General features: G+C 66.7%; 21 protein-coding genes and 1 pseudogene. 12 read left to right on the plus strand and 10 right to left on the minus strand.

Translation table 11 applies throughout. The features are described from left to right. Positions 1-472: hypothetical protein (locus tag ABZY11_RS01050; RefSeq protein WP_356477085.1), on the plus strand; the 472-nt coding region annotated here is incomplete at its 5' end. A gap of 195 nt (positions 473-667) precedes the next feature. Next, a complete protein-coding gene (locus tag ABZY11_RS01055; protein ID WP_356477086.1) occupies positions 668-1,093 on the plus strand; it encodes a hypothetical protein in 426 nt (141 codons plus the stop codon). A gap of 276 nt (positions 1,094-1,369) precedes the next feature. Here ABZY11_RS01055 and metG read toward each other — a convergent pair whose 3' ends face one another. From metG to ABZY11_RS01075, 4 genes are all read right to left on the minus strand, one after another. After that, positions 1,370-3,091: a methionine--tRNA ligase gene (gene metG, locus ABZY11_RS01060; protein ID WP_356477087.1), complete on the minus strand. Its 1,722-nt coding sequence runs from the start codon at positions 3,089-3,091 to the stop codon at positions 1,370-1,372. A gap of 377 nt (positions 3,092-3,468) precedes the next feature. Beyond that, entirely contained in the window at positions 3,469-4,974 is a 1,506-nt protein-coding gene (locus ABZY11_RS01065) for a LacI family DNA-binding transcriptional regulator (RefSeq protein WP_356477088.1), read from the minus strand. 30 nt (positions 4,975-5,004) lie between these two features. Beyond that, complete coding sequence (locus ABZY11_RS01070; protein ID WP_356477089.1) at positions 5,005-5,355, minus strand: helix-turn-helix domain-containing protein; 351 nt, start codon at positions 5,353-5,355, stop codon at positions 5,005-5,007. A gap of 196 nt (positions 5,356-5,551) precedes the next feature. Next, positions 5,552-5,803, minus strand: a complete 252-nt coding sequence (locus ABZY11_RS01075; protein ID WP_356477090.1) for a helix-turn-helix transcriptional regulator — start codon at positions 5,801-5,803, stop codon at positions 5,552-5,554. 625 nt (positions 5,804-6,428) lie between these two features. Here ABZY11_RS01075 and ABZY11_RS01080 point away from each other — a divergent pair. From ABZY11_RS01080 to ABZY11_RS01105, 6 genes are all read left to right on the plus strand, one after another. After that, positions 6,429-7,346, plus strand: a complete 918-nt coding sequence (locus ABZY11_RS01080; RefSeq protein ID WP_356477091.1) for a hypothetical protein — start codon at positions 6,429-6,431, stop codon at positions 7,344-7,346. Further along, positions 7,343-8,041 carry an ATP-binding protein gene (locus ABZY11_RS01085; RefSeq protein WP_356477092.1) on the plus strand — a complete coding sequence of 233 codons (699 nt, stop codon included), beginning with the start codon at positions 7,343-7,345 and terminating at the stop codon, positions 8,039-8,041. Before ABZY11_RS01080 ends, ABZY11_RS01085 begins: the two co-directional genes overlap by 4 nt. Positions 8,042-8,135: 94 nt before the next feature. Continuing rightward, entirely contained in the window at positions 8,136-9,431 is a 1,296-nt protein-coding gene (locus ABZY11_RS01090; protein ID WP_356477093.1) for a hypothetical protein, read from the plus strand. Between the two features lie 539 nt (positions 9,432-9,970). After that, positions 9,971-10,237, plus strand: coding sequence for a mobilization protein (locus ABZY11_RS01095; protein ID WP_329865336.1), 267 nt, complete (start codon positions 9,971-9,973; stop codon positions 10,235-10,237). Positions 10,238-10,254: 17 nt separating this feature from the next. Next, positions 10,255-11,997 carry a mobilization protein gene (locus ABZY11_RS01100; protein ID WP_356477094.1) on the plus strand — a complete coding sequence of 581 codons (1,743 nt, stop codon included), beginning with the start codon at positions 10,255-10,257 and terminating at the stop codon, positions 11,995-11,997. Between the two features lie 104 nt (positions 11,998-12,101). Beyond that, positions 12,102-12,257, plus strand: coding sequence for a hypothetical protein (locus ABZY11_RS01105; RefSeq protein ID WP_356477095.1), 156 nt, complete (start codon positions 12,102-12,104; stop codon positions 12,255-12,257). Between the two features lie 250 nt (positions 12,258-12,507). Here ABZY11_RS01105 and ABZY11_RS01110 read toward each other — a convergent pair whose 3' ends face one another. Further along, complete coding sequence (locus ABZY11_RS01110; protein ID WP_356477096.1) at positions 12,508-13,332, minus strand: DUF317 domain-containing protein; 825 nt, start codon at positions 13,330-13,332, stop codon at positions 12,508-12,510. A gap of 332 nt (positions 13,333-13,664) precedes the next feature. Next, positions 13,665-14,003 (minus strand): annotated as a pseudogene (locus ABZY11_RS01115) (DUF317 domain-containing protein). A gap of 362 nt (positions 14,004-14,365) precedes the next feature. Between ABZY11_RS01115 and ABZY11_RS01120 the strand changes: the two are divergent. The 4 genes from ABZY11_RS01120 to ABZY11_RS01135 all read left to right on the plus strand — a co-directional run bounded on the left by ABZY11_RS01120 (position 14,366) and on the right by ABZY11_RS01135 (position 19,066). Continuing rightward, positions 14,366-15,274 carry an aminoglycoside phosphotransferase family protein gene (locus ABZY11_RS01120; protein WP_356477097.1) on the plus strand — a complete coding sequence of 303 codons (909 nt, stop codon included), beginning with the start codon at positions 14,366-14,368 and terminating at the stop codon, positions 15,272-15,274. Between the two features lie 457 nt (positions 15,275-15,731). After that, positions 15,732-17,147, plus strand: a complete 1,416-nt coding sequence (locus tag ABZY11_RS01125; RefSeq protein WP_356477098.1) for an AAA family ATPase — start codon at positions 15,732-15,734, stop codon at positions 17,145-17,147. Next, the gene (locus ABZY11_RS01130) at positions 17,147-18,031 is read left to right on the plus strand and encodes a hypothetical protein (protein WP_356477099.1); all 885 of its coding nucleotides are present in this window, start codon (positions 17,147-17,149) and stop codon (positions 18,029-18,031) included. The genes ABZY11_RS01125 and ABZY11_RS01130 overlap by 1 nt, the downstream gene beginning before the upstream one ends. A gap of 330 nt (positions 18,032-18,361) precedes the next feature. Then, positions 18,362-19,066: a nucleotidyltransferase domain-containing protein gene (locus tag ABZY11_RS01135; protein WP_356477100.1), complete on the plus strand. Its 705-nt coding sequence runs from the start codon at positions 18,362-18,364 to the stop codon at positions 19,064-19,066. Positions 19,067-19,204: 138 nt separating this feature from the next. Here the strand turns inward: ABZY11_RS01135 and tyrS are convergent, their stop codons facing one another. The 4 genes from tyrS to ABZY11_RS01155 form a co-directional block, all read right to left on the minus strand. After that, positions 19,205-20,608 carry a tyrosine--tRNA ligase gene (gene tyrS, locus ABZY11_RS01140; RefSeq protein ID WP_356477101.1) on the minus strand — a complete coding sequence of 468 codons (1,404 nt, stop codon included), beginning with the start codon at positions 20,606-20,608 and terminating at the stop codon, positions 19,205-19,207. A 97-nt stretch (positions 20,609-20,705) separates the two neighbouring features. Next, complete coding sequence (locus ABZY11_RS01145; protein WP_356477102.1) at positions 20,706-21,617, minus strand: glycosyltransferase family 2 protein; 912 nt, start codon at positions 21,615-21,617, stop codon at positions 20,706-20,708. Continuing rightward, the gene (locus ABZY11_RS01150; protein ID WP_356477103.1) at positions 21,614-22,678 is read right to left on the minus strand and encodes a hypothetical protein; all 1,065 of its coding nucleotides are present in this window, start codon (positions 22,676-22,678) and stop codon (positions 21,614-21,616) included. Before ABZY11_RS01150 ends, ABZY11_RS01145 begins: the two co-directional genes overlap by 4 nt. 23 nt (positions 22,679-22,701) lie before the next feature. Next, positions 22,702-23,412, minus strand: a complete 711-nt coding sequence (locus ABZY11_RS01155) for a methyltransferase domain-containing protein (protein WP_356477104.1) — start codon at positions 23,410-23,412, stop codon at positions 22,702-22,704. Positions 23,413-23,426 lie beyond the last annotated feature (14 nt).

Here is a 23,426-nt window from a genome sequence, read left to right on the forward strand (position 1 = left end):
GACGCGACAGCCGGGCCACCAGCATTCCCACGACCAACCCGCAACAGCGAAACGGCCCGACGGAAGAACCGACGGACCGTCATGCAAGATCGAGGTTAAGGTCGCCAAGGTCCGGGAAACTGAGTCGATCAACGTGGCCGGTCGGGTTAAGAAGGCGGGAGGCGACGCCAAGTACGTAATCTTGGAAACCGTGGTTTTCAACGACTCCAAGGCCAGCATGGACCTCACCTGCTCGCTGCCCATCGTGAATAGCCTGCTCGACGAGCAAGAGCGACGCTACGACACCATCGATGACCTATACGAAGTAGCAGGCAATCCCGAGTGCAACGAGCAGCTTCAGCCGGGCTTCAAGGATGAGATGCTGTTTGTCTACCGGGTCCCGAAAGACGCGAAGATCATCGCCTGGGAGTTCTCCGAGTACGACCTCACTTCGAATCGGGAACCGTCGACCATCACACTAGACAGCGCCTGAGGCTTCAGAGGCTGGGGGCGACATGGGAGCCTGTACGGACATCGAGCACAACCAGTGCTTGTCCCCGCCCTGGCTGGGCCCTGGCATCCCTGCCGTGCGAGGGTGGCCGCTCCTCCGACCGCATGAACGATTGTGGTAGTTGCGGCGTCACTGTACGTTGCCGCGCACGGATTGATTTGGCTCGGAGGGGGCGGAATGCCTGAGTACGGCCGCGCGGACAACGAGTGGGACATACTGGTGAAGGCTGGGCGGGATTTTCTTGTCGAGCGCGCGAAGCTCGGCAGGCTCACCTCATACACAGAGCTCAGCGTCACTGTGGCCCGGCGAACCGGCTGCCGTGCCTTCGACTTCGAGCGTGCTGATGAGCGGGCGGCCATGGGGGAACTGCTGGGACGGATCGTGGTCCAAGATCAGGAGATCGCCCCCTCCGACCCTCCTGTCATGCTCTCGGCACTGGTGAATTATTTGGGTGCCAACGACGCTGGACCCGGTTTCTATCAGTTGGCCAAAGACCTGCAGCTTCTGCCCATGAGTGCGTCCTCGGACGAGAAGTTCGAGTTCTGGATCAAGCAGGTAAAACGGCTCTACGAACGCCATGGGGCCAGGCCGGCCGTGGCCTGAGCAGTCCGGGCCATTGCAACGCGTGCTCAGCAGAGCGCTAACGGTCGATCGCAGGCCCAGCAGCTGCTTTCGGACGAAGAGGACAGCGCCGACCCGCGTGTCAGCGCCGGCGCCGGTTCGCTTCGGCTTCGAGGAATGCCCAGCTTCGAAACGTGCTGATGGCACTGTTCGACGAATACGAATCGGTTCGGCAACTCGGTACGCCACGAATCGTCCGGGCACCCCCGCGCCCGTACCACCCGATGACGTCGCGTGATACGGGCGCGGACGCCGCCGTCAGGCGTCGGCACCACCGAAGCGCTCGCGGTAGGACTCCAGTTCCTCCCCGGTGATCTTCGCGAAGAGAACCGGCGGCACGGTGAAGGCCGTACCGGCCGGGACGGCGTCCAGGGACTTGGCCTGCTCGGCGGTCACCCAGGTCGCGGTGTCGGCTTCCAAGGCGAAGGCATCGCGCATTGCGGCAGCCGAGGCGGGGATGAACGGCTCGGAGACGATCGCGTAGAGGTGGATGAGATTCATCGCCGTACGCAGGGTCAGGGCCGCACCCTCCGGGTCGGTCTTGATCTCCAGCCAGGGGGCCTTCTCCTCCAGGTAGGAGTTGCCCGCCGACCACAGGGCGCGCAGCGCGGCCCCGGCCTTGCGGTACTGGAGGGCCTCCATGTACTCCTCGTACTCGGCCAGCAGCCGCGCGATCTCGTCCCCCAGCCGCGCCTCCACCTCGCCGGCCGCGTTGCCCGCAGGAACGTCGTCCCCGAAGCGCTTGCGGGAGAAGGACAGCACGCGGTTGACGAAGTTGCCGAGAGTGTCGGCCAGGTCCTTGTTGACCGTGGCGGCGAAGTGCTCCCAGGTAAAGGAGGAATCGTCGGACTCGGGGGCGTTGGCGATCAGGAAGTAGCGCCAGTAGTCGGCCGGCAACGTCTCCAGTGCAGCGTCGGTGAAGATGCCCCGCTTCTGGGAGGTGGAGAACTTACCGCCGTAGTACGTCAGCCAGTTGAAGCCCTTGACGACGTCGACCTTCTTCCACGGCTCGCGCACACCGAGCTCCGTGGCCGGGAACATCACCGTGTGGAACGGGACGTTGTCCTTGGCCATGAACTGGGTGTAGCGCACGGTGTCGTCGGCCTCGTACCACCACGACTTCCAGTCGCGGGTCTCACCGTCCGGGGCGGCGTCCGACCATTCCTTCGTCGCACCGATGTACTCGATCGGGGCGTCGAACCAGACGTAGAAGACCTTGCCCTCGGCCGCCAGCTCCGGCCAGGTGTCAGCCGGGACCGGCACACCCCAGTCCAGATCCCGGGTGATGGCCCGGTCGTGCAGGCCCTCGGTCAACCACTTGCGGGCGATCGAGGACGACAACTGCGGCCACTGCCCATCGTGTAGCGCCACCCACGCCTCGACCTCGTGCTGGAGCTTCGACTGGAGCAGGAACAGGTGCTTGGTCTCACGGACCTCCAGCTCGGTGGAGCCGCTGATCGCCGAACGGGGGTTCAGCAGGTCGGTCGGGTCGAGCACGCGGGTGCAGTTCTCGCACTGGTCGCCGCGGGCCTTGTCGTAACCGCAGTGCGGGCAGGTGCCCTCGACGTACCGGTCGGGGAGGAATCGGCCGTCGACGGGCGAGTAGACCTGGCGGATCGCCCGTTCCTCGATGAAGCCGTTCTCGTGGAGCTGGCGCGCGAAGTGCTGCGTGATCTCGACGTTCTGCTGCGAGGAACTGCGTCCGAAGTAGTCGAAGGCGAGCTGGAAGCCGTCGTAGACGGCCTTCTGGTCGTCGTGGGCCTGCGCGCAGAACTCGGCCACCGACAGCCCGGCCGCCTTGGCCGCCAGCTCGGCCGGCGTCCCGTGCTCGTCGGTCGCGCAGATGTAGAGGACGTCGTGACCACGCTGGCGGAGGTACCGGGAGTACACATCCGCCGGAAGCATCGACCCGACCATGTTGCCCAGGTGCTTGATCCCGTTGATGTAGGGAAGCGCGCTGGTTACCAGGTGTCGAGCCATCCTTGGATGCTCCATTTCGTACGTACGGCGCCGGTGACGGTGCCACGGCGGGCCAAGACGGGAGGGTGCGGTGGGCGCGACCTTCAGGTCGCTCAACCGTGTCACGCGTCGTGACGGTCGGGTCTGCAAGCCGCCGCAATCGTATGGCACCCCGGCGCCACCCCGGCGAGCCTTTATCCCTTGGCCGAGCGCTCGCGGAAACGCGCTCGGCCGTCCGAGACAGGCGGCCAAGCGAGTCTCGGACGGCCGAGGCGGTCCTCATATTAGGGGCCGTATCGCGGTGGTTGCGCGCTCCCTGTGCCCTCCAAGGTGGAAAAGGTGATTCACATGATCTGATCACCCATTGCCAGCAGGCCCGGGCTTGGCCACGTCCCGTGCTACGGGCGTACTCGCAGGAGGGCATCGAGCACGCGTACGGGCGAGGTGGGGCACATCGCCAGCCGGGCATCGAGGGCCGTCTCCCACTGCTCTGTCATCCCGGCCATGAGGCGCTTACGCATGCCAGGGGTGACGTGGGCGTAGCGCGCCGATACGGAACCGTCGATGTGGCCCATACGCTGGTCCATGAGGACCTTCTCGGTACCGAGGTCTTCCATCACGGTTCGATGGGTGTGGCGCAGGCCGTGGGGTGTGAGGCCCTTCGCGATCGGGAGCCAGCAGGCATCGGCCCGGTTGCCGGCACCGCGCCCCCGTACTGGGACGCCGGGCCACGGCTCGCCGAGCAGAGGAACGGGGCGCGCCTCCTGCGGGGCCTTCTTCGGGTACCAGCCTGACACCGCCGGGGTGAACAGCCAGGTCCCGAAGCCGTTCCTGCGCCAGTGAGCCGCATGTTCCGCCACGGCTCCGCCACGCACGAACCCGAGGTCGCTGACGGCCCTCTCCACCCGTATTCGGGTCACCTCAGCGACGCGATCAGGGTGGTTGAGGACATTGGACACCGTCCCCGTGGAGACCTCGGCCCGGCGTGCGACGTCGACGATTTTCGCGCCCTGGTGCCCTCCGGTACGAGCCGCGCCTTGGCCACGGAAGACGTAGGTCCTGCTGTGGCAGGTGCAGGGCGTCGGCTTCGTGCGGGCGACGTGGTTGGCGACCAGGGCGGACAGCCAGTCCATCGAGTCGATGGTGCGATAGCTGTCGTCCTTGGGCGGGCAGCGCACCATCTCGCCCGAGTCCAGCTCGTAGAGCTGCCACTCGACACGGACGGAGCCAGAGCGAACGAACTCGGTCTCCAGCCCGACGATTTCGCCCCAGCGCATGCCGGTGTACCCCTTGAGGACCACGGCGACGAACTCGTCATCGCGGCCGGACAGCAGGGCTGCCCGTTCGGCGGTCAACAGGATGCCAAGCGGATCGGTGACGACCTTCTCCGGGCCTCGGTCACGGGAGCGGCCCGCGCGCTTGCCCCGCCCCCGCCGCCTGGTCGCCGGGTTCGACGTGATCAGCCCTTCATCGATCGCGTCCTCGAAGATCAGGTGGAAGGTGGAACGCCAGGTCTTGACGCTGGAGGCCGCGTACAGGGACCTTTCCTTCTTCTCCCACCGGTCGACGTCCGAGCGCAAGATGCCGGCGAGCGCATGGTCCTCGAAGTCGGGGAGGAGGTGCTCCTCGATGTGGCGCTTGTAGTTCTGCATGGTCGAGGCGGCCAGATCCTGGGCCTCGTACCAGCGGCTCGCGTACTCGCCGAACGTCTCCTGCCCCAGGGCGGGGTCGCGCCAGTCGCCGCGTCGGTACTTGTTCTCGGCCTCGCCCGCCGAGCGCTGGGCCTCGCCCTTGGTGGCGAACTTGATGACCTTGCCATGCTCGTCGACGACTGTGAGGTGCTTGCCAGGAGCAGTCTTGTATCGGGCACGCCAGTAGCTTCCGCGCTTCTCCGCGAAACCCAAGTACGTTTCCTTCCTCTTCGGTGCGGCGTTCTACGCGACGGTGTCGAATGCGGCTCGGTCGAATCGGCGCGGCTGCCTGGCGCGCAGGCGGCCGGAGGGTGCACCCGACTCGGGGGCGCTGGAACGTCGGGCAGGTACCGCAGGCAGGGCACCGGGGGACGGCGGCCGCGCAGCGACGATCGGTCGCTCCTCGTGAAGGCGGATGATCTCGGCGAGATGGGCGGCGGTGAAGCGGTAGGCACGGCCCACGCGAGCAAAGGGGATCTGGCGACGGCGGGCGCGGTCCTTGACCCACCAGGCAGAGCAGCCGAGTACGGCGGCGACCTCGTCGGGGCGGTAGAGGCGGGTCGGCGCGACCTCGACACCTGGCTGCTCAGCCACGCGGGATCGCCTCCTTCACGGTCCAGCGGCGGAAGGGCGACAAGGCAGGGGGAATGGCCTCTTGGTGCAAGGGAGTTCCTTTTCTGGCGCGGGGGTGTGACTCGTGACGCGCCGGTTGATCACTTGGTACGGGCGAGGTGATGTAAGCGGACGCTGCCGGGTGTTGGCCCACCCGGAAAGCGTTGCGAGCGCTCCGCTAACTCGTCTCGGCGAGCAGCGTGAGCGGCGAGACGTCGAGGGCGGCCGCGATGGCGACGAGGTCGTCCGCGTCGCAGCGGCGCTGCCGGCATTCGATGCGGGACAACATCGTGATGGTCATGGGGCGGCCGAGCGCGGTCATCCGTTCGGCCAGCTGGCGCTGAGCGAATCCACGCGTTGCGCGGGAACGGGTAATGGCGCGGGCGGTCAGCACACCGGCCGGACCAATTCCCAGAGGGATTTCAGGCATGCGTCTGTTGTAGCTCTGCATTGCCGGTTTGGGTAACCGGCGATCTGCTGCTATGTTCCACGTCTTTTTTGTCAGATCTGGTCCTCTGGCTCCCGAGAGCGGCGCAACATAGCCCGGAATCCGCCGTTGACCAAATCCCTATGCCCATCCGGAAGGCGCGCCGCCTTCACCTGCCCTGACGTGGGTTGTTGCATCACCCGGTCGTATCAGCCAGCTCGCCAACGCCGGCTGGCCGCGATTTGCCAGTCGCCCCTTTTGTGCCACTTCTAGGTCAACCGCCAATTCGGGTCTACCGTTATAAAGAGGCCGTGCACGACGCGTTCACCGAGAGCTGTTTACTTTCTCGTCGGAATGCTGGACTTGTGCGGGGAGGGTGTGGCTGTCTTAGCCATGCGCCCGAAACCCTTACGGCTCCGAGCACATGAAAAACCCCCGGCGGGCCAACGCCGGGGGCCAGGGAGTCCCCTACCGATATCGCCCGTACCTGAACGATCAAGACGGTGGCGGTCACAACGCCACCGGGTGAGGAACCGTCTATGCCCCAACAAGCTACAGCCCTCGCGGCCGTAGTCGCATCCTCGTCGCCGAACTCTTCTGCTCTGCCCACGAAGGCGGGGCGATAGGCATGGCGCGGATACGCACCATCAAGCCGGAAGCCTTCATCTCCGAGTCGCTCGCCGCAGTGAGTGTCCACGCAGAGCGGACCTTCTTCGGCCTCCTCACCCAGGCAGACGACCACGGCCGCTTCCGAGACCAGGCCGCCGTCATCGCCGGCGCCCTGTGGTCCCTGCGCCCCGAACACGGCCCGCTGGAAGTCGAGGACGACCTCACGCAGCTCGACGGCGCCGGTCTGATCTGCCGGTACGAGGGCGACGACGGTAAGCGATACCTGCACATCGTCACCTGGGCTCGCCACCAGAAGATCAACCGGCCCAGCGGCAGCCGCTGCCCGGCCTGCCCGCGACACCAGGGCGGCCGATCGGCCGAGCCGGCCTCGCCTGTTCACGGTGTCCTCCGTGAACAGGCCGTGAGCCCTCACGGTGGAGGACCTGAGTGGTCCCGCGAATGCAGCGCGCCCTCCGTGAACCGGGAAGTCGCAGGTCAGGGCAATCTCAGTGAGCCCTCACCACAACGCCGGGAGACTGCAGTGAGGACTCAGGGTCCGGATCTAGGACCTAGGATCCTGGATCTAGGATCACCTCCGGTGGGGAGCGCCAGCGCCCCCGCGCCACCCACCGTCTCGGGGTCGATCTCGGCCAAGGACCTGGTCAGCGAGTACGTCGCCTCCTGCGAACACCGCCCGCCCAGCGACGTGCTGGGCCGCCTCGGCAAGATGGCCGGCAAACTGCTCGGCGAGGGCATCTCTCCCGACCATATCCGCGCCGGGATGATCCGCATGCGTGCCAAGGGCCTGTCCGTGAGCCTGCTGCCGAGCCTGGTCAACGAGGCCATGAACGCCCCTCATGCAGCTGCCGCCCCGCACCGAGCATGGACCAACCCGGCACCCGCTGACATCGAGGCGGCCTACGGAGGCCAGCTGTGACCACAGCCGCCACCAGCAATGAACCGCAGCGCATCAGCTCCCTGGCGGCCCGCCTCGGCACGATCCTCGCCGACCGGGGCATCGACGCAACCGCCGCACCCGCCGAGGCTCCTTCGGAGCGGGTGACCGCACTGAAACTGGCCGAGGCCCGCATCCCGCCCCGCTACCGCCACGCCCTCGCCTGCCACCAGCAGGTTGCCGCCTGGGCCGACGAGGTGGCCCTCGCCGCGCGGCCCGGCCCGAGCGGCACCCGGGGCATCGCGCTCGGACCGTCCCTGCTGATCGCCGGGCCTACCGGCACCGGCAAGACGCACCAGGCATACGGCGCGGTGCGGTCGCTGCTGACCGCCGGGGTGCGACTGCGGTGGGAGGCAGCCACCACGGCCGACCTGTATGCCCGCTTGCGCCCACGCGCCGGCCACGACGCCGAGCGAGACCTCGCCACTCTCAGCAGCTGCCCGCTGCTGATCCTGGACGACCTCGGCGCGGCCAAGCAGTCGGAGTGGACCGAGGAGATCACGTACCGGCTGATCAACCGCCGCTACACCGACCTGCTCCCCACGCTCATCACGACCAATCTGCCGACCGCCGCGCTGCGCGACGCCGTCGGCGACCGCGTCGCCTCCCGTCTCGCAGAGATGACCACGACCGTCGTCCTCACCGGCGCAGACCGCCGACGCCGGCCCAGCGCCTGACCGCACGGCGCCGACCCACCTCACCCCTTGCCCACGCCGCCCGCCCCACCCACGCCTGCTCAAACGGCGCGGCGGCCTCTCTGGAGACCCCTGTATGACGCAACTCGCCCTGCCCACGCTCGGGCACTGGACCTCGACGTCTCTCGCGCTTACCGCCCTCCTGAGCGCTTGCACGATGCTGCTGGTCGGCTTGCTGATCTACCGACGCACTACCCGAAACCGCAGCAAGCACCAGCCCGGAACGCCCGCAATCAGGGTTGCCGCACTGGCCGCAGTCGGCTGTACCGCCTACAGCGCCGACACCAGCTGGCGGTTCGCCGCCGACTACCTGGACATGAGCGGCACCACCGAGCGCATCGCGATGTTCGCCGCCGCCGAACTCGCCATCTTCGCCACGGCGCTGCTCGCGCGACAGAACCTGCACGGTCCCAAGCAGGCACCCGGCCTGCCCGGCACCCTGACCTGGGTGATCACCGCTGTGCAGGTGATCCCCGCGTACGCCGAGTCAGGCGTGGTCGGCGGCACAGTGCGAGCCTTCATAGGCCCGGTCATGGCCGCGCTGCTCTGGCATCAGGCCATGGGCATCGAACTGCGCATCCGCACACCCGAGGCCGCTTCCCATAGCGTGCTCGCCCGGGTCGGGCGCGAAGTACGCGAACGCCTTCTCTCCCGCCTTGGCATCGCTGCACGCGATCGTGATGCCGCGCAGATCACCCGCGACCGGGCCACCCGCAAAGCCGTCGCCCTGGCCGCCCAGCTTGCGGAGCGAACCCAGAAGCAACGCACCGGCTGGCGAGGTCGACGCACTTCACGACAGTTGTCACAGGCCATCGCCCAAGCCTCGGTGGGCATCGACCAGCGCCAGCGCGAAGTGCTGCTGCAACAGCTCGCCGTCCGCCGTCACGCGACAGCGCTGGCCACGATCGAACTGGCATCGCCTTGGACTGCTTCCACATTGGATGGGAGCGCGACGCGTCGCAGCGAGACGCCGACGCTCCCGCGCATCCAGCCGGGTGCCGACTACGCCTTGCAGAGCGAGGGAGCCACGGAACGCCCTGACTCTGGCTTTCGTTCCGAGTTCCTGCCTCCTCGATCCGTGCAGAACCAACTTCCCCTGCACGATTCGGCCCCTACTCGCGAGATCACCGAGCCGTCCCCCGAGGACGATGTCCCCACGGCACAACGCTACGGACGTCCTCCCGGTGCCGAAATGGACGAACTACTCGCGATCGGCCGCGGAGCCATCGCCATGCACGGAACAGCCACCCGCGCCGTGCTGCGGAACGCCATCCGCAGGGCCGAACTCACCATCTCCGAAGACCGGCTCACCGAACTCAAGGCCCTCCTAGCCGCAGAGCAGGGCGCCAAAACCAGCATCCCGACGGGCTGACCGGATATCCGGTCAGCCCCGAACGCCCGCACGGGGACCCGTGGACCAGCAACTCCGTCTGGTCCACGGCCCCGCCTCATTCGCGCCGCTATGCCAGGCACGCACGGCCCTCCCCCGCGATTCTCCGCTCGAACCAGCGGGAGGCGGGGCTGCTGCCCATTCGTCGGCCTGGTGCGCTCTTCCTCCCCCACTAGGAGCTGCTCGCCATGCAGGATTCGTGCACCAACAGCCCGGAGCACCAGAACGCGACCCAAGCCACGCCAGCCCAAAGCGGAGCAAGTTGGAGGTTCGGACACTCCCCCGCCGGGGGAGCATCCGAACCAGACCCCGTCCCGGGGGTGGCGGGGCCCGACCAACGCCAGGGGGCGCCGGACGGGAAGGCTGCGACCGGGGGCGGATCGCAGCCAAGTACAGCCAGCCACAAGCGCCGGGCCAAGGGGAAATCACGTCCGCGTGACAAGAAGCAGCGCCCCGCCCAGAGCGTCCGCCTCAACGAACGCGAACACACACTCATTCAGGCCGGCGCCGACGCTGTCGGCATGAGCGTCGCGGGATTCCTTGCCCACTCCGCCCTGGCCGCCGCCCGCGACCAGACCCGCACCGCCGCAACCATCGCCGCCGACCACGACGTCCTTACCGAGCTCTTCGCCACCGGCCGCAAGCTCGGCTGGGCCGGCAGCAACCTCAACCAGATGACCAAGGCCCTCAACTCCGGCGGCGATATCGCCCGCATTGAGGAAGCCCTCGACAACGTCCGCCGCGCGGCCGCCGCCACCAGGGCGGCCGTCGAGCGGATCAACAACTGACAGAAAGACGAGACCGCTTGATCCCCCGTATCCACAATCAAGGCAGCAGTACCCGCGGGCTGCTCAACTACCTCTACGGCAAGGGCACCCGCGAGGAGCACGTCGACCCGCACCTGGTCGCCTCCTTTGACTACCTGATGGCACCCGACCCCGGCCGCGACCCCTCCGCAACGAAGGAAGATCTTCAACGGCTTCTCGATCAGCCACTGCACCTGCTCGACGAAGACCAGCGGCCCGACCAGCACGTGTGGCACTGCTCTGTACGCGCCGCGGGCACCGACCGAATCCTGAGCGACGTGGAGTGGGGCGACATCGCCCGCCGCATCGTGGCGGCCACCGGCATCGATCCCGGCGGCGCAGACAGCGCCGGGTGCCGGTGGGCCGCCGTCCGCCACGCCGACGACCACATCCACATCATCGCCACCCTCGTACGCGAGGACGGCCGCCGCCCCAACCACCACCGCTCCGGCCAACGCGCACAGGCCGCTGCCCGCCTCATCGAGACCGACTACGACCTGCACCGCGTCACCCCTGGCGACGGCACCGCAGCCAAACGCCCCACCAGCGCCGAACGCCACAAAGCCGAACGGCAAGGGCGGGAACGTACGGCGCGGGAGAAGCTGCGCGAGACCGTACGCAGTGCCTCGGCCGGCGCCGCCTCCACGGATGAGTTCTTCGACCGTCTGGCCGCCGACGGTCTGCTGATCCGCAAGCGGATCGCACCGTCGGGCGACCTGCTCGGCTACAAGGTCGCGCTGCCTGACGACCGCAACAAGGACGACGAGCCAGTCTTCTATGCCGGCTCCACACTCGCACCCGACCTGTCCCTGCCCCGCATACGCGAACGCTGGTCCCTACACGCAGTAGCGGTCTCCGATGGCGAGCCTGAGCCAGTGCGGCCCGCCCTACCGCCGGTGACCCATCCCGCGTTCGCTCGGCGCCGGGCCGCCGCTGCCACCTGGCAGGCTCTGTTGATCATTGATCACGGCGACGACGGCATGGCAGCCGCGCAGATCGCCGCAGCAGGGGAGGTCCTGGACGCGCTCGCCAAGACCTCTGCCGCCCACAATCGCGCTGAACTCCGGCAGGCGGCCTTCGTGTTCGAGCGGGCCAGCCGCTCCCACGTGCGTGCCGTACGCGGGCGTGAGATCGCCCTGCGCCAGGCCGCCCACGATCTCGTCCACAGCGGCCCCGCCCTCGGCCGTGGCGAAGACGGAGCCACCACGGCGATGGTCATCGACATGGCCGTCTTCCTCGCCATCACCGCGGCGAACTGGCACGCCAAACGGCACCACAGTCAGCAGGCAGCCGCAGCCCAGCAGGCCGCCGAGCATCTGCGCGCCGCCTACCAGGCCGCCGCAGCCCACCCCATCGCCACCCTCCGCCAGCGAGGCCAGCGCCTATTGCCGCGGATCCGGCAACGGCAAGCCGATCTCCTGCACCAGGCGCTGCCGGAGCTCGCGGAGCGAATCCAGGCCGAGCCCGGCTGGCCCGCCCTGGCCGCCACCCTCGCGGACGCCCGGCAAGCGGGCCACGACCCGGCCGCACTGATTGCCGAAACCACCCGACGTCGCGAGCTCGACACCGCCGCCTCCATCAGCGACGTCCTCGTCTGGCGCCTGCGCCGCAGCGCCCACCTGCCCGCCGCACCCGAAAACCCCCAGGCCACACCCGCCCGAGACGGCCGGCGAACCCCGGCCCCAACCCCCGCCACACCACCTGCGGCCAGGGCAGCGAACCCCTCCAGCCGTCGGCCCTGACCCGGGGAAACGGCCGCAACATAGCCGACGATCGCCGGTTAGCCAAACAGGCGGTTCTCCAGACCATTGATGCACCCCAACCGATTCCGCGAGGAGCACCAGTCATGAACCGATTCCTTGCCCCATTCATGAAGCAGCTCACTGAGAAGAACCTCGGCAACGCCGTCGGGCTCATGAGCAAGGATGAACGGGCCGAGTTCAATCGCCTGTTCGCACTCGCGGACGAACGGGTGCGTCCCTTCACCGCCAACACCTTCTGACGAAGGGCCCCTTCACTCATTGACCAAGGCGAGGTGATGGCCTGGCCGGAGCGCTTATCGGCCCCGGCGATCGGTGCCAGGAAGGATCAAATGAGCACCATCTCTCGGCAGTGCCCACGAGCTGGACACAGCATCCAACACTGACACGGGCCCGCCTCGGTAGCCGCCCGCTACACACAGAAGCTGTCCGAGCAGCGCGAAGCCGGGCCACCTGAACGGGAGGCCCGGCTTCATGGCGCGGGAGTACTGCTCAACTGGCAGGGGCACGCAGGAGCCGGTCCCGTGTGCTCTCCGGCAGCACCCGGCGTAGAACCGGTGCGGTGGAGCTGAGCGAGGAGGCAAACGCGGCGGCAAGGCTGTGCGGCACGCTTGCACTAAACGACGCAGCCCACAGATACGAGGCGCCCATGCCCGGCTCAGCCCACGCCTGCCAGCCAGTCGCCCCTGGCTCCTCCGCCTCGACGCTCAGGGCGCGGGGATCGGTGTCCTGAATGAGGGGTGGGACCTCACCGAAGCTGAGATGGGAGGTAAAGGTGGGGTGCATCGCCACCGAGTCGGGCTGGTCGACGTCGCGGAGCCAGCCGTGCTCCGCGACAACGTCCATAACGAGCTCGGGACCGATGAGCGCCGTGGTGGGCTGGTCGCGGGCGTCGAGCGCGAGGAGAAAGTCGCAGAGGACCTCGCCCGGGATGCCGGGGGTGAAGTAGGCCGACCACCGCGCAAGCGGGCTGTCTGGGTGCTCGCGGGCGGAAATCTGCCAGGCGATCGGCAGCTCGCCCAGGTGGAACGGCTCATCCGGCAGCACCCATTGAGCCCACCGGAGGGTGTCAGGGCTGATGTGGAGGACGGTGCTGCGCACGACCTGCCGGTCCTCCCATGCCTCGTTGGGCTCCTGCCGCCCGCGGACGATCACGAGGCTCGTCCAGCCGAGGTCGGCGAGCGTGTCAGCGACGGCATCGTAGAGACGTCCGTCATCACCGGCCAGGTGCCGGGGACCGACCCAGTACGCAGGCAGAGCACCCCGGTTCGGAGTCGACGGGTCTAGCAGAGGGTCGGGATACAGGAGCGCCTCCAAGGCTTAGGTGCGGATCTACTTGCCGCCAGCAGCGCGGCAAGGGCGGCGGCGCCTGGACGCCTGCCAGTTCAAAGCGACGGCCGCCACGGGCGGCAAGGACCCGATCGACGACCTGTGTCGCGCGGTGGGGCATGGGAAACAGGTTCATCAACAGCCGCAGGGTGCAGTCCGGTCGCATACGGCTATGCAGTCAACGACGTCACCGACGGTCATTCCCGAGGACTCTGGGGAATCGTCATTGCTACGGGCAGCCGGGTGACGGACGCAAAGTACCGCCCAGTTCGGTGAGCGAGGACTGTCAGCACCGAGTCAGCCAACGTCGGCTGGCGTACTCACCGGGGACGGGTGGTTTCCAGCACGCGCGTCACAGCGGCGGCGACGATATCGGCCGGCGTCTCGGTGTCGAAGGAATTGCTGTACCCAGGCACCCTCGTGGTACCGGTGACGGCGATCTTCCAGCCTTCGCCGTCGGCCCCAGGGCGGCCGAGCGGAAACCAGCCCAAGTAGAATCGGCCGTCCTTCGAATTGACGTGCACGTCGGCACGGTCGTCCACAACCATGTGGAAATCCTCGGCGGAGAACTAATCCATCACGAGCGTGGGCTGGCCTGGGCAAAGCTGCCAGTCGCGCACTTTCAGGGCCTTGGCGGTGGTGGAGAAACCGGGGCTCATGGATACCACGGTCACGGCGATCACCTCTCTGACCTGGGGTTCCGGAAGGTCGTCTACGTTGACATCCCTCTGCACCCGCTGGCCAGTCTTTCGCGACTCTTTCCTGTCTGCCCCCGGCGAACTGGGGACCGGGGTACTTCTGTGGGATCTCATATCACATGGCCGAATCTCACGGTCGGTGGCCACTCTGTGACCGATCGGCCACGCTCCTAGCTTCCGCGTGGTGTCCTGTCGCACTGAAGGTGACAGATTCCCACTCGGTCTCACCTGGCCTGGCGGATTCTCAGTGGATCGGGTTCCGAAGGGCAATCGTCGCGGGAAAATCACTGGCGACGGCGAAGCCCGGGCAGAAGGCTCTCACCATGACACTTCACAAGAACGAGATCCATGCGGACGAGGTGGTGGTCCGGTCGCTGCTGCGCCAGCAACGGCCGGAATGGGCCGACCTCACCATCTCGCCAGCCGGTGCGGGCACGGACAACACGATGTACCGGCTCGGCGACCAGCTACTCATGCGGCTGCCACGCACCCCGGACAACGCGCAGGCCGTCCGGAAGGAGCAGACATGGCTGCCGCGGCTGGCGCCACATCTGCCCTGCCGCATCCCGGAGCCAGTGCACGAGGGCACTCCGAGTTCCGCATTCCCGCTCGCCTGGTCGGTGTACCGCTGGATCGACGGCGACGAAGCCGGCCCGGGCTCGGTCACCGACTGGCCCGCCTTCGGGGCCGATCTTGCGGCGATCGTGCAGGGCCTGCATTCCGTCCCCCTGATGGGAGCCACTCGGCAGGACGAACTCAGCTGGTACCGCGGCGGTGGCCTGCGCGCCTGTGACCGCTGGATCAGCATGTGCTTCGACAACTGCCTGACGATCGAGGGCCTCGACCTGGACATCCCACACCTGCGACAGCTGTGGCAGAGTGCGCTCACCCTGCCCGAGCCGTCCGGCCGCCAGGTGTGGCTCCACGGAGACCTCAAACCCAGCAACCTTCTGGTCCAACAAGGAAAGCTGCACGGGGTCATCGACTTCGGATGCCTCTCGGTCGGCTTTCCCGACGCCGAGCACTCACCCCTGTGGGATCTTCCACCCCAGGCCCGACGGACGTACTGGGACGCCATGAGCCTCGACGACGTCACGCGGCTGCGTGCCCGGGCGTGGGCCATCGCTGTCGGAGTCAGCGGGGTGTCGTACTACTGGGACACCTACCCCCTCTTCGTCAGCGAATGCCTGTCGCGTCTTCACGCGATCCTGGAGGCTGCCAGCGAGCGGTGAACCGGTCTCGGACGGAACATCAACCACGAGCTCCAGTTCCGCAAAAGCCAGCCCGCTTGAGAACGATATCTGGCTCGATTCCCAAATCAACTGGCAACCACACAGGTTGGAGACCTGCCGGCTGCCAGTTCAGAAGCGACAGGACACGTGGGGACGAACTGCACACGTACTAGGACGCCAGCGGAACCATTCGCGACGCAATGACCAACGACGACGGCGGGAACCACCGCGGCCTTCCCGCCGGATGACTGATTTCGCGACGAGCGCTCCCCCGCGCAGTCCTTCGGTCCACACCTTAGGATCTCCAGGTCACGGTGGAACACAATAGGCGGGGGCAGCCGTGCGATTCACGGTAATCAATGACGACCGTCGCTGGGCCGAGGGTGGCGCCATACCGGAGGACGCCTTCGATGCGCTCCTCGTCCGCGACGCCTGGGACGACTTCGGGTACCGCACCATGTTCACGTTGCGCGTTCGTACGAGGGACGGCTGGACCGAGGTCGGCACCGTGAAGATCGGCCACGTGGCGATGGACGGCGAGGATGGAGCCAACGTGCTGCTCCCGGAGCGCTTCAGCCGACTGGATAGCTCGCGGTACTTCTCCGTGGGCCAGGATGAAAGCTATTACTACGCGCTGCGCGAGATGCCCGGCGCCGTCCGGGAGGAAGTGCTCACCGCGCTCCGGGACATCGCCTACAACGAGAACTCCTTTCGCCTCGCGCGGAACCAAGATGTGACCCGCACTTCGCTACTGCGCTTCGTCAAGATGTCGACCGTGCGCGGGCAACTGCAGCGCATCGCACGCGGTGGAGCGCGCCGGGTGAACTTCGACATTGCCTACGAGCCGCCGCTGCCGCCGGCGACGGATCCCGTGCGGTTCCGATTCCAGGTCGAGCCCGGTTCCCGTCCGGCCAGTAACGTGCACGCCCTGACCGGGCGGAACGGCGTGGGGAAGTCGTACGTCCTTTCCCACTTGGCCCGCGCCGTCGCTGCGGTCGAGCCGCAGCCGCAGGAGCTCGGGCAGATCATCGAGTACGGCCGCGAGGGCCGCTCCTTCAACAACCTGGTGGCCGTCTCGTTCAGCGCCTTTGACGACTTCCCCCTCGTCGAGGGCGACGAGATGTTCGTCGCTTCCTATGTGGGTCTGCGTGTTCAGGGTTCACGGTCCCCCAGGTTCAAGACTCCTGGCCGGCTCAGGAAGGACTTCGCGCAGGCGATGAAGGCGTGTCTGACGCGTGAGCGCAGCCCGCAATGGATCAAGGCGTTGCGCACCCTCGACTATCCGGGCAGCGGGCTTCTGGAAGAGGGATGGCTGGAGAACTTCGAGGACACCGCCAGCCTGAACAGCCGCGAGAAAAAAGCCCGGCAGCTCTTCCGCCGTCTCAGCGCCGGCCACCGGATCGTTCTGCTCACCATGACCCGGCTCATCGAGCACGTGAGCGAGCGGACCCTCGTCATCATCGACGAGCCGGAAACCCATCTCCATCCGCCCCTGTTGGCAGCGTTCATGCGTGCGCTGTCTGATCTGCTCGCCGAGCGCAACGGGCTCGCCATCGTCGCGACACACTCGCCGGTTGTGCTCCAGGAGATTCCGGCCCACTGCGTCTGGAAACTCTGGCGCTATGGCGGGCAACTCGGAGCCGCGAAGCCCCGCATCGAAACGTACGGCGAGAACGTCGGCGTGCTGACCCACGAGGTCTTCGGTCTGGAACTCACCGAGGCCGGCTTTCTGCATGAGCTGCGGCGTCTGGTCGACGTCGGCTACTCGTACGACGCTGTCCTGGAGCACTTCAGCGGACAGCTGGGCAGCGAGGCACAGCTGGTGCTCAGCGCCTTGCTCGGCCAGCGCGACGACGTGGACGGGCAGGGCTGATGCAGCACATAGACCGACCGCCCTTCGATCCTCGCGACGTCTACACCACCTGCATCGGCAACGCCCGCCCCAGCAGCCGAGCACGGCTGGAGGCGTACACCGACGCGGTGGCCGATGCGGCCACCGCCTATGAGGCAGCCGCTAAGAGCCAGGCCCTTCACACTCTGGGTGTCCTCGCTGCACAGCCCCTCGCTCGTCGCGACCGCAAGGCCCTGGAGGCTGTCTATACCGACCGGATGGCCAAGGAACGCGCCCCGGGCCGCCGTATCTACGAGGCTCTCAAGGGCACGACCGACGAACAAGGCAACCGACGCGAAAACCGGTGCCCCCTCTGCGGGGAGGGTCTGGTAACCACGCTCGATCACCACCTACCAAAGACCAGCTACCCGCTGCTCAGCGTGGTCCCGGTCAACCTCATACCGGCCTGCCGCGACTGCAATACCGGCAAACACGCCACAGTCCCTGTCACGGCGGGCGAGCAGACCCTGCACCCCTACTTCGACGACTTCTCCCACCACCCCTGGCTCCGCGCTCGCCTCAGGAGACCACGCGGCAATGAGCAGCCGTCCATGAAGTTCTTCGTGTCCCCCCACTGCGATTGGGGCGACACACTCACCGAACGCCTCCGCACCCACTTGAAGGTGTTCGACCTGGATTACCGGTACAGCCTTCTGGTCAGTAGCCACATCGCATCCACCAACCATGACCTCACGATGATGCCCACTAACGCCGTCGCCCCGTGGCTCGAGCACAAGGCCGAGGGCTGGCGCTACCGGGGTAACCCCAACACGATGGGATATGCGTTGTTCAAGGCCCTGGCTTCCGACGAGTGGTACGTCAACGGCGGCTGGCACAGCTCAAGCGCGGGGGCGAACCCCGATTGATCCGAATCCGGCCGCCTGTTTCCGAGAAGGCCGATACGAGGAAATGTGACCGCTTCTGAGACGAGGGCGTCTGGCTAACAGGTGATACTCCCTGGAACACGCTGATCAGCGTGGCGCGCAGTGTCCACGAGCCGCAAGACCTACAACTTCCCCTACGTCGTCGGACGCACCGGATAGAAGCAGTCCACCCCAACCACACCCCGCTGCGCGGCAGCAATGTGAGCCGCGTCAATGGCACCGTCGACGGAGGCCAATCTCAGGGGACAGCGCTGCCGTATCCCCGAAGAAACCCCCGTGCGCGCGATAGGCAGAGTGCTGAATAGTTGCTGCATGGATGCAATTGACGCTGCGCGTGCCGTTGTAGAGGAGCACCACCCTGACGCTCGGGCTGCGTTCCTGGGAGGCAGCGTCGTGACCGGCCGCCGCACGCCGATGTCGGACCTCGACATCGTGGTGCTCCTCCACGGATCCCCAGCCCCGTACCGGGCAAGCCTCCGGAGCGGTGAGTGGCCAGTGGAGATGTTCGTGCACACCGAAGCGACGTGGCACACGTATGTCGAGCGGGAAGTACGCAAGCGCCGGTCACCGCTGCTCTGGATGTGTTCCGACGGCCTCTTGCTCTTCGACAGCGATGGAGTCGGGGCCCACCTCGCCGCTGAGGCCCGCAAACTGACCGCCGCAGGACCGCCCACGGTGTCGGCTGACGAGATCGATGACTGCCGCTACGCGATCACCGACCTCCTCGACGACCTCGCGGGGAGCACCGCCCAGAGCGAACGGCTGTTCATTGCCACCGAACTGGTGAGACGCACCGGCGAGTTGGCACTGTCTGCTGGCGGGTCTTGGAACGGGGGCGGGAAATGGCTGGCACGCCGTCTTGAGACCACAGCGCCGGGGCTCAGCATGCGCCTGCACGATGGCCTACGCGAGGTATTGGCGGGGCGGATAGAGCCCCTCGTGGCAGTCGTGGACGACGTGCTGGGGCAGGTCGGCGGCCGGTTCTGGGTTGGCTACAAGCGCGGGGGAACTCCATGAATGAGGTCGCCGTAGGGCGGCAGGCCAGCGTTGGAGTGGTCGTGCATCGCGCACGTACAGCTCGTCCTCACCGTGTCGCACAGAGACCAAACGGGGCGGCGCCGACCCACCGATGTGGGCCGGCGCCGGGTCTCAATCTCAGGCGTCGATGCGAGCCACCTTGCGGCCCACCTTGAGGTACAGCTCGCCACCGTCGAGTGCCTCAACCTCGCTCACCACTGCGCCGAGCGCCTGCTGGACGGAAGCCTCGGTGAGCTGAGTCGTCTGCTGCTCTCCGTCGGCCTCACGAATGAGACGCAGGCCCTTCTGCTGAGCCACACGGCGCACGGCGGAGATGCTGGGGGCGAAGTCCAGCGTGCGGCTGATCAGGGCCCCGAGGGTGTCCTCGGCGTGCTCCTTCAGGGATACGGCGGGGAGGTTCTGGGCGTCCCCGAAGGACCGCTTGGAGAAGCGGGCCGTGAACTCCGCGCGGGCGGCGGCCGCAACGGGCGGGCCGTGGAGGGCGGCCACCACCTCACCGGCGAGGATCCGCTTAACGGCCATCGGGTGCGCGGTTCCCTCCTCCAGGCGCTTGGTCACCACGCGGATCTCGTCGTCCGTCCACTCGGTGAGGAGCTGGAGGTACGGCTCGGTCAGGTGGTCGGGGATGGACATCAGCCGACCGTAGACATCATCGGGGGCTGCCGTCAGACCCACGTAGTTGCCCTTGCTCTTGCTCATCTTGGAGCCCGTGCCGTCAGTCCCCTCGATGAGCGGGGTGGTGATGACGACCTCGGGCGTCTGCTCCGAGATCTCCATGACCTTGCGGCACATCTGCAGGTTCAACAGCTGGTCGACTCCGCCCAGTTCGACGTCGGCCGTGATGGCCACCGAGTCCATCGCCATGACGACGGAGTAGACGAACTCGGCGATGGACAGGCCCTGCCCCTCTGCGAGCCGGGTGCGGAAGTCCTCACGCTGGAGCGACATGGAAACGGGTACTCGGGCGAGGATCTCGACGAGCTGCGGGAGGCTGACCTTGTTGAGCCACTCACCGTTGAAGCGCAGGTCGGCACGCTCGAAGTCGATGAACGGTGCTACCTGCTGCTGGTACGTGCTCAGATTGCGGGCGATGTCCTCGTCTGTGAGAGCCGGCCGTTCAGAGGAGCGTCCCGAGGGATCACCGATCTTCGCCGTCACGTCACCGATGATGAAGACGACGTGGTGGCCCATACGCTGCAACCGGCTGGCGATGATGATCGGCACCGCGTGGCCGAGGTGGACGTCAGGCGAGGTCGGGTCGATGCCGTACTTGATGACGAACTGGCGCCCCTCCGACCGCGCGGCTTCGATCTTCTCGGCGAGTACCGCGGCCGAGGGAATCAGGTTGATGGCGCGCCCCTCGACCAGCGCGGCCTGCTCCTGGGGGGAGAGGTCGGAGAGGTCCAGGGAGCGCCGGGCTGTTGTCTCGTCGAGCAGCTGCGAGACCGTATAGTCCGCGCCCAGGTCTGCTCCATCGAGGATGTGCATGACACTGGTGACGGACTCACTCAAACGGCTCATGGCGCGTATACGCTCCTGCGTCGGACAACTGGCCTGGCCAGTAGGGATGGGAAGCGGCGATTTTATCACCGCCACTCTGGGCGCGCGGCTGAAATGATCAATAATGCGCTGAGTGCCCTTGACTCGTCGTGAGCCGGACCTGCGGCCGTCCCGCGATGGCACTGGAGAGCGACCGGAACCACGGGACTATTGGGTCCCGTGCCCAGATCGTGTCGTTGAGCATCTCTGGGATTAGAAACAGAGCGGAAAGTCTTTCCTCTCGCTGCACGGAGGATTCCACTCTGTGTCCTGAAGCGAGTGCCCGAAAATGTCGCGAGATCCTTTTGAGCTGGCGGCCAGTAGCCCATGGGGGAGGATTTCCAGACATCGCATGGAGCCGATCCGCAAGCGCGATGCACACCTCTGCCCGATAGTCCTGTGAAACCCCTGGCGTACTCCGGTCAGTCATGCTGCGCGGGTGGACCCGATAGAAGGTCACTGGATCCCGGAGAACGAAACCTCGGCCGGCCTCGCGCAGCGCGTGGAAGAAGATCTCGTTGCTCACCGGCAAGAGGCTGAGGGCCGCCTCGCGGTGAACAAGGAGCGTGCTCGTATTGCCGCCCGCGTGCGGGTCCTTCAGCTTCGGGTGGCCGAGGGAGTCGACGACGTTTTCCCAGTGCTCGATGAACAGTGTTTCCCTCGTCATCACCTCCGCACATGCGCGCAGCTTCGCCGGGTGGAACCAGTCGTCGGCGTCGAGCGGAGCCACCCAGTCGCCGCTACTGAGGAGAATGGCGTCTGTCAGGGTCTGCCCGAAGCCCTGTCGCTTTCTCCGGATTACTTTGATGTCACTTTCGCGGCGACGGCACACCTCCTCGGTTCCATCGGTGGATCCATCGTCGATGACGATGACTTCATGAAGGATGTAATGCCCGGGTTCCTGCTCCAGGCAGCTCGTTATGGCCTGGTCGAGATACCTGCCGTAGTTGTGGCACAAGATCACGCACGAAATACGCGGAAGAGAGGTCACTGGCCGCCCCCGTAAACATGGGCGTAGTCGTCCAGAATCGTCTTGTGCTCGTGAGCGCGGTACTCCAGGAAGTCACGGTCGAGGAGTCGTGTGCCCGAACCGAGGCGAGCTGTCGCATGTTCCAGGGCGGCCAGAAATTTCTCGCCGAAAAGGTTCGGGTGTCCGTGCGACCAGTCGAACCATTCGGGTTCCTCAACCATGCCCTTGTGCCGCTCGTACTGCTCGGGCAAGTGTCCGGTGAGGGAACAGATCGGAAGCAGATTCAGGTCGAAGGCCAGCTCCAGCTGCCCGGAATGACTCCCCCAGAGGTAGGGGAGAAGGAGGGCGTCCGACGCCAGCCCAGCTTTGGCCACCTCCTCGTCTTTGGGGTAGGGGCGCATGGTCAGCCGGATGCGAGGATCACGTTGGGCGGTCTCCAGGAGTAACGGGGCACGGCCTCCCTCGGCAAAGTCGGCGGGGCTGAAGGCGCGGAGCAGGAGGTGAAGGGTGCCGCGCGGGTCAGTTGTCCCGAGGCTCCAGTTCGCCATGGTGGACAGCTGATCGCGGCTGGCTCGTGAGGCTCCGAACATGAGATACCGCCCTGCCGAGCTGGAAGGCTCCCGCTCCAGGTCAACCAGCGACTCCGGGGCTGCGACGTACCCGTGTGGGATAACAACCGCCTCCGGACGCTCACCGATCAGCTCCGTCAGCTTCGTGGCAGAGCCCTCTGTCAGGCACACCCAACCGATCTCGGCCGAGTGAAGCATCCGCAGTCGCTCTGTGAAGCCGTCGGCGCTGCCGACCATGGGACGCGTGTCGTGGGCCGTGAAGACGACGTTGACTCCTCCCTCCATGCACGCGTCGAGCAGGCGTTCCAGAGTGGCGACGTCTTCGAAATCGATGTGGTGCAGGTGCAGGACATCAAGCCAGCTGAGAGGGCGGTGGGCGAGGAGCCACTCGGCACCGACTGCGGCCGGCACCGTCTCGCCTCCCCGGATCTCCGTCTCGTTCAGGATGTGGAAGTCCCGGCTCTGCAGCTTCCACGCGTATGGGGTTCTGGCCGGCAGGTGCACGACTCGCATGCCCCTGGGTCGGGGAGGTGCTGTCACGGTCGCTCCCCCTCTCCTGTCTGTGCGCCGACGAGGAACAGCTGAGTGGACAGCCCGTTTGAGAAGTCGTCGCTTCTAGTGAGGCCGGCGTGATGGATCTGGAACCCGGACGCACGAAGCAGCGCCTGGAACTCGTCGCTCGCCCACTCGCGCACATGGCTGGGGTTGCGGGGCGGGCCGGGAGTGTCGTAGCCACTGCGGCACTCGCGAGCCGGCGTGGACAGTACGGCTTCGGCGCTGCCTTCGTCGAGCAGGCCACGGATCAAAGACAGAACGGGCATCGGATTGACCAGGTGCTCGACGACATCGGAGCAGACCACTAGGGATCGGCTTACGAGGGAGGGGGCGATGGGCAGCCCCTCGGTCGACTCAAGGTCGGCCTCGACCCACTGCCCGAACGAGTGGTTGTCGCGGCACCAGATGAGGTTGTCTCCGAAGTCCACTCCGATGAAGGTCCATGCCGGGTACTCGCTGGCCAACGACGCCAGCTTGCCCGCCCTCCCGCAGCCGATGTCGATCAGAACGTCGCGGCCGAGTTCCTTCGCCCGGGCGGCGGCGTAAGGGTAGACGTCGGGCTGCCAGGTAATAGCGTCGTCCGTCTCGTCCAGGAAGTACTCCACCTGGTTCCGACTGCGGTAGCCACTCCGGATGAAGTAGGACTCGGCGCCACCGAGGGGCTGGCGGGAGATTGTGGTGTCAGCGTGCACGGGAAGGCTCCTTG

This window comes from Streptomyces sp. NPDC006510, from assembly GCF_040611955.1.
Taxonomy (GTDB): domain Bacteria; phylum Actinomycetota; class Actinomycetes; order Streptomycetales; family Streptomycetaceae; genus Streptomyces.

Bases quoted from the DNA above. Each gene is read 5' to 3' on its own strand.
- ABZY11_RS01055 (WP_356477086.1), top strand. From the start codon at position 668: ATGCCTGAGTACGGCCGCGCGGACAACGAGTGGGACATACTGGTGAAG.
- metG (WP_356477087.1), bottom strand. From the start codon at position 3,091: ATGGCTCGACACCTGGTAACCAGCGCGCTTCCCTACATCAACGGGATC.
- ABZY11_RS01075 (WP_356477090.1), bottom strand. From the start codon at position 5,803: ATGCCTGAAATCCCTCTGGGAATTGGTCCGGCCGGTGTGCTGACCGCC.
- ABZY11_RS01080 (WP_356477091.1), top strand. From the start codon at position 6,429: ATGGCGCGGATACGCACCATCAAGCCGGAAGCCTTCATCTCCGAGTCG.
- ABZY11_RS01090 (WP_356477093.1), top strand. From the start codon at position 8,136: ATGACGCAACTCGCCCTGCCCACGCTCGGGCACTGGACCTCGACGTCT.
- ABZY11_RS01095 (WP_329865336.1), top strand. From the start codon at position 9,971: ATGAGCGTCGCGGGATTCCTTGCCCACTCCGCCCTGGCCGCCGCCCGC.
- ABZY11_RS01105 (WP_356477095.1), top strand. From the start codon at position 12,102: ATGAACCGATTCCTTGCCCCATTCATGAAGCAGCTCACTGAGAAGAAC.
- ABZY11_RS01120 (WP_356477097.1), top strand. From the start codon at position 14,366: ATGACACTTCACAAGAACGAGATCCATGCGGACGAGGTGGTGGTCCGG.
- ABZY11_RS01125 (WP_356477098.1), top strand. From the start codon at position 15,732: ATGTTCACGTTGCGCGTTCGTACGAGGGACGGCTGGACCGAGGTCGGC.
- ABZY11_RS01130 (WP_356477099.1), top strand. From the start codon at position 17,147: ATGCAGCACATAGACCGACCGCCCTTCGATCCTCGCGACGTCTACACC.
- ABZY11_RS01135 (WP_356477100.1), top strand. From the start codon at position 18,362: ATGGATGCAATTGACGCTGCGCGTGCCGTTGTAGAGGAGCACCACCCT.
- tyrS (WP_356477101.1), bottom strand. From the start codon at position 20,608: ATGAGCCGTTTGAGTGAGTCCGTCACCAGTGTCATGCACATCCTCGAT.
- ABZY11_RS01150 (WP_356477103.1), bottom strand. From the start codon at position 22,678: ATGCGAGTCGTGCACCTGCCGGCCAGAACCCCATACGCGTGGAAGCTG.